The sequence below is a fragment of the Rhodococcus sp. NPDC056516 genome (assembly GCF_042794655.1).
Lineage (GTDB): Bacteria > Actinomycetota > Actinomycetes > Mycobacteriales > Mycobacteriaceae > Rhodococcus_F.
Genome location: NZ_JBHTTG010000003.1, coordinates 503,697 through 517,842, shown reverse-complemented (window position 1 = coordinate 517,842; position 14,146 = coordinate 503,697). Strand labels below are relative to the sequence as shown.

At 63.7% G+C, this 14,146-nt stretch carries 12 protein-coding genes; 6 read left to right on the top strand and 6 right to left on the bottom strand.

The window, feature by feature from the left end; all coding sequences use genetic code 11:
- Positions 1–36: 36 nt before the first annotated feature.
- The 5 genes from glmU (at position 37) to ACFQ6Y_RS11730 (ending at position 5,947) form a co-directional block, all read left to right on the top strand.
- A complete protein-coding gene (gene glmU, locus ACFQ6Y_RS11750; RefSeq protein ID WP_378539487.1) occupies positions 37–1,527 on the top strand; it encodes a bifunctional UDP-N-acetylglucosamine diphosphorylase/glucosamine-1-phosphate N-acetyltransferase GlmU in 1,491 nt (496 codons plus the stop codon).
- The gene (locus tag ACFQ6Y_RS11745; RefSeq protein WP_003946284.1) at positions 1,524–2,504 is read left to right on the top strand and encodes a ribose-phosphate diphosphokinase; all 981 of its coding nucleotides are present in this window, start codon (positions 1,524–1,526) and stop codon (positions 2,502–2,504) included. The genes glmU and ACFQ6Y_RS11745 overlap by 4 nt, the downstream gene beginning before the upstream one ends.
- A 239-nt stretch (positions 2,505–2,743) precedes the next feature.
- Complete coding sequence (locus tag ACFQ6Y_RS11740) at positions 2,744–3,400, top strand: hypothetical protein (RefSeq protein ID WP_378539486.1); 657 nt, start codon at positions 2,744–2,746, stop codon at positions 3,398–3,400.
- A gap of 79 nt (positions 3,401–3,479) precedes the next feature.
- Positions 3,480–5,060 (top strand): SLC13 family permease, encoded by a 1,581-nt coding sequence (locus ACFQ6Y_RS11735; protein ID WP_378632299.1) that lies wholly within the window; start codon positions 3,480–3,482, stop codon positions 5,058–5,060.
- Positions 5,060–5,947, top strand: coding sequence for a cyclase family protein (locus ACFQ6Y_RS11730; RefSeq protein WP_378632295.1), 888 nt, complete (start codon positions 5,060–5,062; stop codon positions 5,945–5,947). Before ACFQ6Y_RS11735 ends, ACFQ6Y_RS11730 begins: the two co-directional genes overlap by 1 nt.
- A gap of 3 nt (positions 5,948–5,950) precedes the next feature.
- Here ACFQ6Y_RS11730 and ACFQ6Y_RS11725 read toward each other — a convergent pair whose 3' ends face one another.
- From ACFQ6Y_RS11725 to ACFQ6Y_RS11700, 6 genes are all read right to left on the bottom strand, one after another.
- Complete coding sequence (locus ACFQ6Y_RS11725; protein WP_378632290.1) at positions 5,951–7,156, bottom strand: PQQ-dependent sugar dehydrogenase; 1,206 nt, start codon at positions 7,154–7,156, stop codon at positions 5,951–5,953.
- A 132-nt stretch (positions 7,157–7,288) separates the two neighbouring features.
- A complete protein-coding gene (egtD, locus tag ACFQ6Y_RS11720) occupies positions 7,289–8,260 on the bottom strand; it encodes an L-histidine N(alpha)-methyltransferase (protein WP_378632286.1) in 972 nt (323 codons plus the stop codon).
- Entirely contained in the window at positions 8,257–9,003 is a 747-nt protein-coding gene (egtC, locus tag ACFQ6Y_RS11715; RefSeq protein ID WP_378543697.1) for an ergothioneine biosynthesis protein EgtC, read from the bottom strand. Before egtC ends, egtD begins: the two co-directional genes overlap by 4 nt.
- Position 9,004: 1 nt before the next feature.
- A complete protein-coding gene (gene egtB / locus ACFQ6Y_RS11710) occupies positions 9,005–10,312 on the bottom strand; it encodes an ergothioneine biosynthesis protein EgtB (protein WP_378632282.1) in 1,308 nt (435 codons plus the stop codon).
- The gene (egtA, locus tag ACFQ6Y_RS11705; RefSeq protein WP_378632278.1) at positions 10,309–11,532 is read right to left on the bottom strand and encodes an ergothioneine biosynthesis glutamate--cysteine ligase EgtA; all 1,224 of its coding nucleotides are present in this window, start codon (positions 11,530–11,532) and stop codon (positions 10,309–10,311) included. The genes egtB and egtA overlap by 4 nt, the downstream gene beginning before the upstream one ends.
- 78 nt (positions 11,533–11,610) lie before the next feature.
- The gene (locus ACFQ6Y_RS11700; RefSeq protein ID WP_378632273.1) at positions 11,611–12,885 is read right to left on the bottom strand and encodes an APC family permease; all 1,275 of its coding nucleotides are present in this window, start codon (positions 12,883–12,885) and stop codon (positions 11,611–11,613) included.
- A gap of 14 nt (positions 12,886–12,899) precedes the next feature.
- On the opposite strand from ACFQ6Y_RS11700, the gene ACFQ6Y_RS11695 reads away from it, so the two are divergent.
- Positions 12,900–14,081, top strand: coding sequence for an aminotransferase class V-fold PLP-dependent enzyme (locus tag ACFQ6Y_RS11695; protein ID WP_378632270.1), 1,182 nt, complete (start codon positions 12,900–12,902; stop codon positions 14,079–14,081).
- The last annotated feature ends 65 nt before the right edge of the window (positions 14,082–14,146 follow it).

Genomic DNA, 14,146 nt, shown 5'->3' with positions numbered 1-14,146 from the left:
GATCGACAGCTTGATCGACAGAGGGAGCTCAAACCAGTGCAGACCGCCGTGATCGTTCTCGCAGCGGGTGCCGGTACACGAATGAAGTCGAAGACTCCCAAGGTCCTCCACACTCTCGCCGGACGCAGCATGCTGGCACATTCGCTTCACGCGGCAACCTCACTGAACCCCACGCACCTGGTGACCGTCGTCGGTCACGATCGTGAGCGTGTCACCGAAGCGGTCAGCGCAGTCGCGGGTGAACTGGGCCGCCCCGTCACCGTCGCCGTTCAGGACGAGCAGAAGGGCACCGGGCACGCCGTCAGTTGCGGACTCGAGGGACTGCCTGCCGACTTCGCCGGAACCGTACTCGTCACAGCCGCCGACGTACCGCTGCTCGACGGCAAGACAATCGCAGACCTCCTCGCTCAGCACACTGCCGCCCCCGCGGCTGCAGTCACGGTGCTGACGTCGACGGCGCTCGACCCCACCGGCTACGGACGGATCCTTCGTACGACGGACGGCGAAGTCAACGCCATCGTCGAGGAGAAGGAAGCCACCGATTCGCAGCGCTCGATCACCGAGGTCAATTCAGGTGTCTATGCCTTCGACTTCGAGACTCTGCGCGACGCGCTGGCGTCTCTCGACTCCAACAACGCACAGCACGAGTTCTATCTCACCGATGTGATCATGATCGCCCGCCGCGCAGGCAAGCGTGTTCGTGCGCAGCACATCGCGGATTCGGTTCTCGTCGCGGGCGCCAACGACCGCGTGCAGCTCTCGACACTTGCCCGCGAGATGAACCGTCGGATCCTCGAGACGTGGATGCGTGCCGGCGTCACCGTCGTCGATCCCGCGAGCACGTGGATCGATTGCGGCGTGCGAATCGCACAGGACGTGACGCTACTGCCCGGAGTTCAGTTGACCGGCACGACGTCGGTGGGCGAAGACGCCGTGATCGGCCCGGACACCACCTTGGACAACGTCAGCGTCGGGGAGCGTGCGGCTGTCGTCCGCTCGCACGGGACCGACTCCGTGATCGGCGCGGACGCAACCGTCGGCCCGTTCGCCTACCTCCGGCCGAATACTCGCCTCGGCGACCACGGCAAGATCGGCGCCTACGTGGAAACCAAGAACGCCGACATCGGCGAACATTCGAAGATTCCGCATCTTACCTACGTCGGCGACGCCACCATCGGCCATCACAGCAATATCGGAGCTTCGAGCGTCTTCGTCAATTACGACGGGGTGAACAAGAGCCGTACTGTGGTGGGGTCGCACGTCCGAACAGGCTCCGACACCATGTTCGTCGCCCCTCTCGTCGTGGGAGACGGCGCTTACACGGGTGCGGGCACGGTCTTGAAGAACGACGTACCGCCTGGGGCGCTTGCCGTCTCGGGTGGAGCGCAGCGCAACATCGAGGGTTGGGTCCAGAAAAATCGACCCGGAACTCCTGCAGCCGACGCCGCTGCAGCGGCTGCACAACCTGACAGCACAGATCACCACCAGATCGACCGGCAAGTACAAAAGGATGGCATGAACCAGTGACTGCGAATTGGATCGACAACCAGAAGAACCTGATGTTGTTCTCGGGTCGCGCACATCCCGAGTTGGCGGAGCAGGTGGCGAAGGAACTCGACATCCGCGTCACCCCGCAGACCGCGCGCGACTTCGCGAACGGTGAGATCTTCGTTCGATTCGAAGAGTCGGTTCGCGGCTCCGACGCGTTTGTCCTGCAGAGTCATCCGGCACCGCTGAACACGTGGGTGATGGAGCAGCTCATCATGATCGACGCGCTCAAGCGTGGATCGGCGAAGCGCATCACTGCCGTTCTTCCGTTCTACCCGTACGCCCGCCAGGACAAGAAGCACCGCGGACGCGAGCCGATCTCCGCTCGCCTGATCGCGGACCTGCTCAAGACCGCCGGCGCCGATCGCATCATCACGGTCGACCTGCATACCGACCAGATCCAGGGCTTTTTCGACGGTCCCGTCGATCACATGCACGCACACAGCCAGTTGGCCAACCACATTCGCGCGGGATACAACCTCGAGAACATCACGGTGGTCTCCCCCGACTCGGGCCGCGTTCGTGTCGCCGAGAAGTGGGCCGACTCGCTCGGCGGAGCACCGCTGGCGTTCATTCACAAGACGCGCGATCCGTTGGTGCCCAACCAGGTCAAGTCCAACCGCGTCGTCGGTGAGGTCGAAGGTCGCACCTGCATCCTGATCGACGACATGATCGACACCGGCGGAACCATCGCCGGCGCGGTCAAGGTGCTCAAGGAGGCCGGTGCGGGTGACGTCGTCATCGCTGCAACCCACGGCGTCCTCTCCGACCCTGCGGCCGAGCGTTTGTCGACGTGTGGCGCGAAGGAAGTTGTTGTCACAAATACACTTCCGATCGACGAGTCGAAGAAGTTTCCGACGCTGACGGTGCTGTCCATCGCACCGCTGCTGGCTCGCACCATCAAGGAAGTTTTCGAGAACGGTTCTGTGACTTCGCTGTTCAACGGCAGCGCCTAGTCTTCCGCTGCACTACGGGCGCGTACCTGTGACTTCACGGTCACCGGTACGCGCCCGTAGTCGTCTTCGCGAACCCCACGAAAACAGACCACCCGGTCATCATGAAACCACCTGTGCGACACACGAATACCAGCAAATGCGGCGAAGAGCATGATCTTGATCACGCCCGCGTCGAGAAACCCAGGTCGATGTTGGGGTGGTGTTCACCGCGCCGCAATCTTCGCCTAGTGTGGCTCGTCGTGATCGACGCGCAAACCCTGGAATCCCGGCCCGAATCTCATTCCCTGAATTCATCAGTTCCGACGATCCGGCGGTGGCGCCCAGGATCTTGTGTCTGGTGCGGAGACGACAACTCCGTGGACATGTTCCGCAACGAACCTCGCTGTGGAAAATGCCGTGAAAACGAAGGCATCATCGACGACGCCAAGCGCTTCCTCGGGATGTACGGTCTGCGCCCGCTCGGCGGCACGCTGCAGTCCGACGACGACGAAGAGCGCGAGTACCGCGTCAACGCACGCGAGGCACGCCGAGTCCTGAACGAGATCCGCATGGACGTCCTTCCCGATGCGGCCGCTGTTCGCAAGGCAATTCGGCCCCGCGCCGCAACGGTTGTCGCCGACACGTCACCCGCGCGGGCTTCTCGCCCCTCCAGCACGGGCACAGCGACGCGCGTTGCCGCTCCGGTCAAGACAGACACCGTGGACATCGACACGCTCCAGACGCGCGTTCTGGGGCTTCTCGATCAGCTCGGTTCGATCGACGAGCAGATCAAGGTCGCCGAACTCGCACAAGGGTTGCCGGCTCGCGCACGACTGAGCGATCTGAACAAGCAGAAGGCCACGGTTCTTCGCACGCTGGCCGCTCTCGAGAAGGCCCGCATCGCCGCCTCCAACTAATTCTCCTCGCGTCCATCCCACGGCCCCGTCTCACTTGCGAGACGGGGCCGTTCTGTCTGAGCAGGTACCTTTACGAATCGTGAATGACATCACCATCACTTTTGTCGTGCTTGCACTGGTCGTGGCGCTGTTCGTGATCGGCCGAATCCCGGTCGGCATCATCGCGATCGGCACTGCCCTGGCGCTGTACGCCACCGGTGTGATCACAATGGAGCAGGCGCTCGCCGGATTCGGCGATCCCACGGTGGTGTTCATCGCCGCGCTTTTTGTCGTCAGCGAAGCCCTCGACGCCACCGGTGTCACCACGTGGGCGGGCGAGAAACTGCTGGCGAAAGTCGGCGAATCCCGAGTCCGTCTCGTGAGTGCGATCATGTTGCTGGTTGCCGCGTTGACCGCATTGATCAGCGTCAACGGGGCCGTAGCCGCGTTGGTACCGATGGTGGTCGTCTTGGCGGTTCGTCTCGGCAAATCGACGTCACAACTGCTTCTCCCGTTGGCATTTGCCGCCCATGCCGGATCGATGCTCACCCTGACCGGAACACCGGTCAACATCATCGTTTCCGAAGCCGCCGAGGAATCCGGGGCCGGTGCTTTCGGGTTCTTCAGCTTCACCTTGGTCGGTGCGCCGCTCGTATTGGGAACGATTGCGATCGCCGTACTTCTCGGTCCTCACGTTCTCCCCCATCGTGCGGGGACGTCGATGTCGCCTGACCTGAGCCGGCATGCCAAGACCCTCGCGAAGCAGTATCAGCTCATGGGAAAGGATGCGCCGTCCGCAGAGCCCTTGATCACCAAGCACGACGGCGTGGTCGAAGTGATCATCCCGCCGCGCTCGGAAATGATCGGCGACAGGGCTTTTCCGGGCATGGTGACCGACAGCGGAGATCTGGTGATACTCGCAGTCCAGCGCGCCGGTGAGGACTGCGGCCCCAAGGGCGTCAAGTTGGCGGCCGGTGACACGCTTCTCCTGCAAGGCAGCTGGGACGATCTCGACACCCACACCGCGGTCGATCCGAACGTCCTCGTGGTCGACGCACCTGCCCAGATCCGTAAGCAGGCAGCCCCGTTGGGAATCCGCGCGGTCATCGCTCTCGTCGTCGTCGCAGCGATGGTCGTGTTGTTGACCTTCGGATTGGTGCCGTCGGCGATAGCCGGACTCCTCGCTGCGTGTGCGATGGTGCTGCTACGAGTCATCAGCGTGGAGCAGGCGCATCGGTCCATCTCGTGGACCACGTTGATTCTCGTCGGCGGAATGATCCCGCTCTCGACCGCGATCCAGCAGACCGGCGCAGCCGAAAAACTCGCTCATGCCTTCGTCGACGTCGTCGGCGGTGCAAGCCCCTATGTCGTTGTCGCCGGACTCTTTGTCGTGACGGCGACTCTGGGTCAGCTGATCAGCAACACCGCGACCGCGCTGATCATCACGCCGATCGCCATCTCGGTTGCCGGCGAACTCGACATCTCGGTGCTGCCCCTTCTGATGACGGTCACCGTCGCTGCCGCGGCCTCCTTCCTGACGCCCGTAGCCACCCCCGCGAACATGATGGTGATGGGACCTGGTGGGTACAAGTTCGGCGACTACTGGAAGCTCGGGCTCCCGATGTTGTTGTGGTTCCTGGTAGTTGCGACCGTGTTGATCCCAGTGATCTGGAGTTTCTGATGTGCTCACCGAAGGTGCTGTCGGAAGTCTACGAATCGATCGGACGAGAAGGCAGGAAAGTCAGCCGACGATCGATGTTCGCGGCGCTTGGCACTACGGCGCTAGGCGCAACCGTCGTGGCCTGCGCGGTGCAGCCCACTGCGTCGGCAGCGCCGGCGGGTCAGACCATCGTCGATCTGACGCACGTACTGACGTCCGATTTCCCGGTGTGGCCGGGCGCGCGCTCGTTCGAGATGAGGAACCTAGCGAAGATCGCCGACGCCGGCGGGTCTCTGGGCTCGCTCGGGTCCGCTGGTTTCGGCGGAAACTTCTACCTCAACGAACTCCGCCTCGAGGAACACACCGGCACTCACATCGACGCGCCTGCTCACGCCAGTGCGGACGGAATCACTGTCGAGAAGATTCCGGTCACCGACCTCGTCGTACCGATTGCGGTGATCGATATCAGCGCCCGAGCCTCCGCCGACCCGGACACACTGCTCACCCGCCAGGACGTCCTCGACTGGGAGACCCTCCACGGGACTATCGCTCCCCGCAGCCTGGTGGCGATGAACTCGGGCTGGGATACCCGGGCCGGCGCCGGCGGGGCCTTCACGAATCGAGATGCACTCGGAGTGCAACACACACCGGGATTCAACCCCGAGGCGATCGACTTTTTGATATCCGAGCGCGACATCGTCGCCGTGGGATCGGACACCCTCAGTATCGACGCGGGCCGAAGCACGACCCACGGGGCCCACCGAAGCGCCTTGGGCTCAGGAAAGTACGCGGTCGAAGCCCTTGCAAACCTGTCCACACTTCCAGCCGTCGGCGCTACCGTGATGGTGGGAGCGCCGACGCATGCTGGCGGATCCGGTGGTCCGTGCCGGGTTATCGCCTGGTACTGAAGATCAGGGCGTGGGTGTCACCCGCAGCACCTTGTCGCCTGTTCCGTTGTCCGTGGTCACCAGGAGCGAGCCGTCCGCCGTCGGAGTCACCGAGCGCAAGCGCCCGAACTGGTTCACCAATCCGAAGGTCTGAGCGTCGACCGAACGGCCGTCGGCACTGAGGCGGAGGAAGATCAATTCCTTGCTCTTGAGACCACCCATCACGAGTGCACCGTCCCAGGCACCCCACGCGGCTCCGCCGGTGAAGGCAGCGCTGGCGGTAGCCAACGTGGAGCTACCTGAACGCCACACTGCCCCAATTGCTCCCGGCACGCGCACGGGATCTGTCATCGGCACGGATTCGTCGTACGTTCCGGGAAGACGATCCGGACGGTAGCCGTAGTTTCCGCCGGGGGTAAGCAGGTTGACTTCGTCGTCGACGCTCGTGCCCTGCTCAACCGAGTACACCCGGCCGGTTCCGGGTTGCACGGCCAAACCTTGGACGTTGCGGTGCCCGAGCGTGTAGACGGGGCTGCCTGCATTCGGATTTCCCGCCGCCGGAGTTCCGTCCGCGTTGATGTGCAAGACCTTGCCGCCCAGCGAATTCGGATCCTGCGGAACGCTCGGCGTCGCGGTGTCACCTGTCCCGACGAACAGCGTTCCGTCCTGGGCCGCAAGAATTCGGCAACCCCCATGGCGCCCGGACGAGACCGGGATTCCTGGCAACACAGTTCCGGTTCTAGTGAGCGCGGTCCATCCGGCGTCGACGGTCCACGAGATCACTCGAACGTCCGTGACTCCCCCAGCGCTGAACCCCTGGCAGGTGTACAAGGTGCGCGACTGAGCGAAGTCGCGGGCAAGCGCGATGCCCATGAGGCCGGTTTCGGACTGAGCGTAGAGATCCGAAAGATCTGCAGCGACTGGACCTGTCGTGTTGTCGCTTCGGCGCACGAAGAATCCGCCGGACCGTTGTCCCGTCAGGATTGCGCCGTCCGGGGCCGCCACGACGTCCCAGGGGTGAGCGAGTCCGTCGACGAGTGTGGTGACCGACAGTTGCGGGAGGGTGTTCTCGATGGGAATGTCCGGATCTTCGCCGCCCAGTGACCCTGTACTTCCGTTGCCGAAACTACCGGGGTCGAAGGGGAATGGTTGGGCCACGCTCTGCGTTACCGGCATCACCAGTACTGCAGTCAGGGCCACGGTCAATGCGGCGAGCTTCGGATGACGCACGCGTTCTCCTCGGGTCGGAAACCGTTCTGCGCCTCACTATAAACAGACAAATCGGTCTGCGCTGCCGGAACTGAGCGCACAGAAGTCGTTCCCGGACGCGGAAACCCGCGTTTCGAGTCGACTAGTGAACGCTCACGCCCGCTGCGCGCACACGAGCGCGAAGCGCTGATCCTGATCCGTCCACACCTTCCGTACGCCGAAGCCCGCGGATGCCAGCTCCGCGGCAATCCCGTCCTCGGTGAACTTCGCCGAGATCTCGGTGCGCAGCTGCTCGCCCGCTGCGAAGGTGATCTCCAGATCCAGGTCGTCGATCCGGACCGAGAGTTCACGAAGTGCTTCCAGCCGCATTTCGATCCACTCGTTCTCGGCATCCCAGAGCGCGACGTGACGGAAGTCCTCCAAGGGAAAGTTCGCTCTCAGTTGCTTGTTCAGGACCGAGAGAACATTTAGATTGAACTGCGCGGTCACACCGGCAGCGTCGTCGTAGGCGGGCACGAGGACTGCGGGATCGATCACCAATCCCACGCCCAGGATCAGGTTCTCACCGGGATCGAGTACCGCTGCAATGCCCGAGAGGAACTCGGCACGTTCTGCCGGAACGAGATTGCCGAGAGTTCCACCGAGAAACGCGACCGCCCGCCGTCCACCACCGGGCAGATGATGCAGCGAGCCGGTGAAGTCACTGACCACCCCGACCACATCGATGCCAGGGAATTCGGCACCGACCTGCCGCGCCGCGCCTTCCAGTGCCGTCACCGAAACATCCTGCGGTACATACGTTCGCAGAGTTCCGCGCGCAGTCATCGCATCGAGCAGCAACCGAGTCTTCTCCGAGGAACCGGAACCCAGTTCGATCAGGATCTCAGGTTCGGTCAACGCAGCGATCTCGTCGGCGTACTGCGCGAGCAGGCCGCGCTCGGTGCGGGTGGGGTAATACTCGGGCAAGGCCGTGATCTCCTCGAACAGTTCACTTCCACGCGCGTCGTAAAACCATTTGGGCGAGAGCCACTTCGGCGTAGCGGTCAGACCCTCCTTGGCCTCGGCTCGCAATGCGTCGACCGATTCGGCCGGTGTCAGATAAACCTCGAGCGTAGGGGTTTTCATTGTTCTCCCATCGGTATCGGGGTGATGATCAAGTGGCCGGGACGCGCGCAGACGATGTGCCGGTCCGGCACCTGCTCCCAGTCCGGCGATCGATCGAACGGTTCGGAAACGATCAGGGCCCGCGATTCGTCGACCCGCGTGTACAACGTGTGGCCCCAGGCCGTGGCCCACAGTTCCTGCCCGTCGCCGAACAGGAGGTTCAGTCGTGAATCCGGTGCCGCCGCAGCCACATCGTGAACGAGGCTCGTCACGGCGGCCTCCGCGGGCTTCGAGGTCAACCGATGCCGAAGCACTGTCCACAACAAGGCAGCATCCGTCGGGGCGGGCATCTTCAGCAGTTCGACGGCCGGAAGTTCTGCCGCCAATTCGGCAAGTGAACCAGGCCAACCGGATACCGCTCCGTTGTGGCTGAAAGCGTAGGTTCCGTCGACGAACGGTGCGCAGGCACCGATCTCGACGGCCATCCCCTCCGTCGCGGAACGGACGGCGGCGAGAACGGATCCGGAAACGATGTGGGACAACGTCTCGTCGACGGTCGGGTCCGACCAGATCGGCGAAATGCTGCGATACCGCCCCTGCCTTCCGTCGTTCCACCACACCGCGCCGAATCCGTCGGCATTGATGGTCCCGCCGCCACGCATCTCGCGAGGCGCCCACGACTGTCGCATCAGTGAGTTCTCGCCGTCGTGGATGAGTTCACGAACCGAACGCGGCGGCCCGAGATACCCGAGGTGTCGACACATGTCAGGATCTACCCGAAATCGTTCTGGCGCAGCGAAAACCCGAGAAGATCTGGCGTCTGATCGGATGGTCCCAGTTGCGGAACGTCCCCCGGCAGGCAACGCTGTCGGTCCCGAACGATCCCCCTCGCAACACTTTGTAGTCGCCGCCGAAGAACACCTCCGAATACTCCCGGTACGGGAAGGCCCGGAAACCCGGATACGGATGGAAACCCGAAGATGTCCACTCCCACACGTCGCCGATCAACTGCTCGACACCTGCTGCCGACGCACCCGCCGGGTACGAGCCGACGCCCGCTGGACCGAGATGGCGCTGACCGAGATTGGCAAGTTTCTCGTCTGCGGACACGTCCCCCCACGGGAACCGTCGTGATCTCCCGGTTTCCGGATCCCACCGGGCGGCCTTTTCCCATTCCGCCTCGGTGGGAAGCCGTTTGCCTGCCCAGCACGCGTAGGCCTCGGCTTCGTAGAAGCTCACGTGCACAACCGGCTTGTCGGGTGGGACCGGAGCCTCGACGCCGAAAGTCTCGTGCCACCAACCCGAACTGTCATGTTCCCAGAACAGAGGCGCACGAAGTTTCGCGTCGACGCGATGCCGCCAACCGTCACGGGACCACAGTTCCGGTCGGGAATAGCCGCCGTCCTCGATGAATTCGACGAACTGCCCGTTGGTGACCGGGAATCTGTCGATTGCGAAGTCGGTGAGATAGACCTGATGTGCAGTGCGCTCGTTGTCGAGTGCCCACGGCTCGTCGTCGGTCCCCATGACGAAGGAGCCGGCCGCGATGGTGACCTCGTCGAGTTCCGGCATGCGGGCAGCTTGCGGAGCGGGTGTCGCAACGAGTGCCGTGGGCCCCGAACGTAATTGGTGTGTCGCGAGCATGGTCTCGGCGTGTTGCTGTTCGTGCTGCGCGATCATCCCGAACGCAAAGCCGTCCACGTCGAGTTCTGTGCGCCCGAACGTGCTGGCTTCGAGCACATCCCAGACCTTCCCACGAACCGTACGTACGTATTCGCGCGCCTCGGCCGGGTTGAGCAGGGGAAGTGTCGGTCTCGACGATCTCGAATGCTTGAAAGCGTCGTACAGCTCGTCTATGTCGCTACGCACCGGATCACGGCCACCGACATCGCGCACCAGCCAGAGTTCCTCTTGATTGCCGATGTGCGCCAGGTCCCACACCAGCGGACTCATCAACGGAGAATGCTGAGCGATCAATTCGGTATCGTCGACGCAGTCGGTGAGCAGCGTCGACCGCTCACGCGCTCGCAGAAGTACGGCCTCGACCGCTTCCTTGGTGATCTCCCCCGTCATGTGTCGCTCTCACCGGGCACAATTGCGCGACAACACCGTTCGGCTGCGGCATCGAGAAGACGGACAAACTGTGGCTCCGGCGCATAAGACGCGGCAAGCGACATCAGAGATGTTGCCGCCGAACGCAGGTCGACGTCGTCCAGACCGTACTCTGCCGCATCCCGCCACCTCCCGGCCGTCGACGCTGCAGCATCACTCGCCTCGCGCATCACGGCTGGCCCGGACAGCAACGCGTCGACCGCTGCTATCGGCACTCGCCACAAATCTCCCGGTTGTGCGTCGATGTAGCGAACCTCCAGATGGCCGACAGCGCGAACCGGCGGGAACAGCGTGGACAGGTGATAGTCCAAGTCCGCCCAGACGGGGCGACGTTCGATCTCGGCATCCAGGGCGCCGGCGATCCAGTCCGCGAAAGTCGCGCCCCGCGGAGCCGTCCAATCATCGCCTTCGTTTCGCACACACATGAGCGGAACGTCGAGCGCCCAGGCTGCGTAGTCCTGCGCTTCCGGGATTGCGGCGGTGCGCCAGGAATCGAGTTCGAGCCACGTCCGCATGCGTTGAGAAGCCCAATCTCCCCTCGGAACCCCTTGCAAGCGTGGAGAACACGCAAACGCCGCGACGAGAGCCGGACCCATGTCCCCGAGGAGCCGCCAACGCTGAGCGATCGACTCCGGACTCCCGCCGGCATCGACACTGACCTGCACTGCTGCGGTATTGCACATCATCAAGGTGCCGTACGGGCCTATCCTGGCGAAGCGGGATTCCATTGCGCAGTAACGCGGCAACCGGAGAATGCGGGAAGGGGGGCGGGCGACGTCGGCGGCAGCCGAACTGATTTCGATCGAGTACGACGCGAGGAGAGATTCGAGAGTCCGACGGTCTTCGTCGAGACAGTCACACAGTTCGCGGGCGGACGTGCGCGGAGCGGACGAGAGTTCGATCTGTCCGCCGGGTTCTACGGTGACCAGGCTGCCACGAGGAAGCGGAACCGCCGGTGAATCCGGGTCGATGCTGGTGGGTGCGTGCCGCCCGAGTGCTCTTGCCAGCGTCGCGGCGGATGGCCGCTCCCCACCGGGATCTTGCCTGGTCAGCCACTCGATCTCGGCTCCGACCAAGCGGGGTGGCCCCTGTTTGAAGCACACACCACCGACGTACGCCTCGGCCGCAGGACGCGAATCCACCTGCGTGGTCTGTGCTGCTGTCAACGCTGCTGTCACCATTCGACTTCCCCTTCGGGCGGTCTTCGCGGTCGTTACCGACGATAGAACGCCTACGTCCGAGATGCACCCATTGTGGTGTTACGTGTCGTTGAATTTCTTCAGTCGTATCCACCGGTACCCACAACCGGCCAGAACCACACCTACCCCGGAAACAACCGCGATCCACGGAAGTGTGACCACCAGAACGACACAACCGGCCGCCCCGACTGCCTGCAGCCACTTCGGATACATCCGGTCCACTCCGCGCTGGCTGTACGCGCTCACGTTCGCAACGCAGTAGTAGAGCAGCACTCCGAACGACGAAAAGCCGATCACGCCACGAAGATCGGTTGTCGAGACCAAAGCGATCACAACGGCTCCGACCACAAGTTCGGCATGGTGAGGGACTGCGAACCGTGGATGGACGGCAGCGAGAGCAACGGGCAGATCACTCTCGCGGGCCATTGCCATCGCCGTGCGACTCACCCCGGCGATCAGAGCCAGCAGCGCCCCCGCCGACGCCGCCGCGGCACCGATCACCACCACGGGGACGGCCCAATTCCACCCGGCGGCGCCCACTGCATCGGCCAGTGGCCGCGCCGAATTCGCCAGCCGATCAGGCCCCAACGTCACCAACAGCACCACCGCTACCAGCGCATAGAGAACAACCGCGGCGGTGAGTGCAATCAGAATCGCCCGCGGAATCGTGCGGCGCGGATCACGCACTTCCTCCCCCAGCGTCGCGATCCTGGCGTAACCGGCGAAGGCGAAGAAAAGCAGCCCCGCCGATTGCAGAATTCCGTACCACGACCCGAACACGAGGTCGGGGAGCTCACGCACTGCACCAGGTCCCACGACGGCAACCAGCAATGCCACACCCAATGCCGTCGTCGACACGGCGACGATAGCCCTGGCCATCTGCGCCGTCCGCGTCACTCCGCGGTAGTTGACTGCTACCAGGGCCACGACCACCAGGACGGCGGCGGGAACACGCCAGGCCGCAGGAGCGACGTACGTCGCGAAGGTCAGAGCCATTGCCGCGCAACTCGCGATCTTCCCGATCACGAACGACCAGCCTGCGGCAAACCCCCACCAGGGTCCGAGCTGCTCACGTCCGTAGACGTAGGTCCCACCTGACGTGGGGTATCTGGCCGCAAGCTGCGCCGACGACGTCGCATTGCAGTAGGCGACGAACGCTGCGATCGCCAGGCCGAGCAGCAACCCGGTACCCGCTACTGCGGCAGCGGGCGCGAACACCACGAAGACTCCGGCGCCGATCATCGCGCCGAGGCCGATCACCACGGCGTCGGCCGTGCCCAGTCTTCGCTCCATCGGGACAGCTTCGTTCACAGGTAGTTTGAACCACACCGACATGAACGGAAGGTGCCATGTTCGATCTCGACACGATCCGCCGCGACACTCCCGGATGCCTCGACAAGGTGTTCCTCGACAGCGCGGGATCCTCGCTCCCGCCCGAGCCGGTGCTGACCACCATGATCGAGCACCTGCGACGTGAAGCCGACGTCGGCGGGTACGTCGCCGCTGCTCGCCAGAGCGGCGCACTGGCTGCTGTTCCGCATTCACTCGCCCGCGTCATCGGCGCCCAGGCAACCGATATCGCGTTGACGGACAGTGCAACCCGCGCGTGGAACGACTTCTACGCTGCCGTTCCACTCGGACCTGGTGATCGAATCCTGATCAGCGGAGTCGAATACGCGAGCAACGCAATCGCCGCTCTGGGGCGGGCGCGTTCCACCGGCGCCGGCGTCGAGGTCATTCCGAGTGATCAGTACGGATGCATCGACCTCGAGGCACTCGAGAACATGCTCGACGATCGGGTTCGACTCGTCTCCGTCGTACACGTCCCCACCAACGGCGGCTTGATCAACCCGGTCCGTGAGGTAGTCGAATTGGCCAGAGCCCACGGCTCTCTCGTCCTGCTCGACGCGTGCCAGTCCGTCGGCCAGTTGCCCATCGACGTCACCGAACTCGGCGTCGACGCGCTCAGCGCCACTGGCCGCAAGTGGCTCCGCGGGCCACGCGGAACCGGATTCCTGTACGTCCGCCCCGGACTCGTCGACGCGCTCGAACCCGCTGCAATGGACCTGCACGGAGCGGAATGGACCAGCGAGAACAGCTTCGTCCCTGCGCCGGACGCAACACGATTCGAACTCTGGGAAACGAGTGTCGCTGCGCGCCTGGGTCTCGGCGTCGCCGCCGACTATCTGCTCTCGATCGGCACCGACACGGTGTGGGAGCAGATCGAATCCCGAGCCTGCGCATTGAGGGAAGGTCTGGCAGCGATTTCCGGGGTCGAAGTCCGCGATCGAGGAACCCAACTGAGCGGCATCGTTTCCTTCACCGTCGACGGTATCTCCGAGCACCTGGTTCGGGATCAGCTTGCAGCACAGAACATCACCGTCACCGTCAGCGGTCGCGGGTCCACACTCCTCGACATGGATGCCCGCGGACTCGACGCCGTGGTTCGCGCATCGCCGCACTACTTCGTCGACGAAGCCGACCTGGACACATTTCTGGGCGCGGTCAGGAGTTTGCAAACCTCCCGTTGACCGGGACCATGCCTGATCTGCGGAAGTCGAAACTGCAACTGTGTGGTGACCAGTAGTTTCGCCTT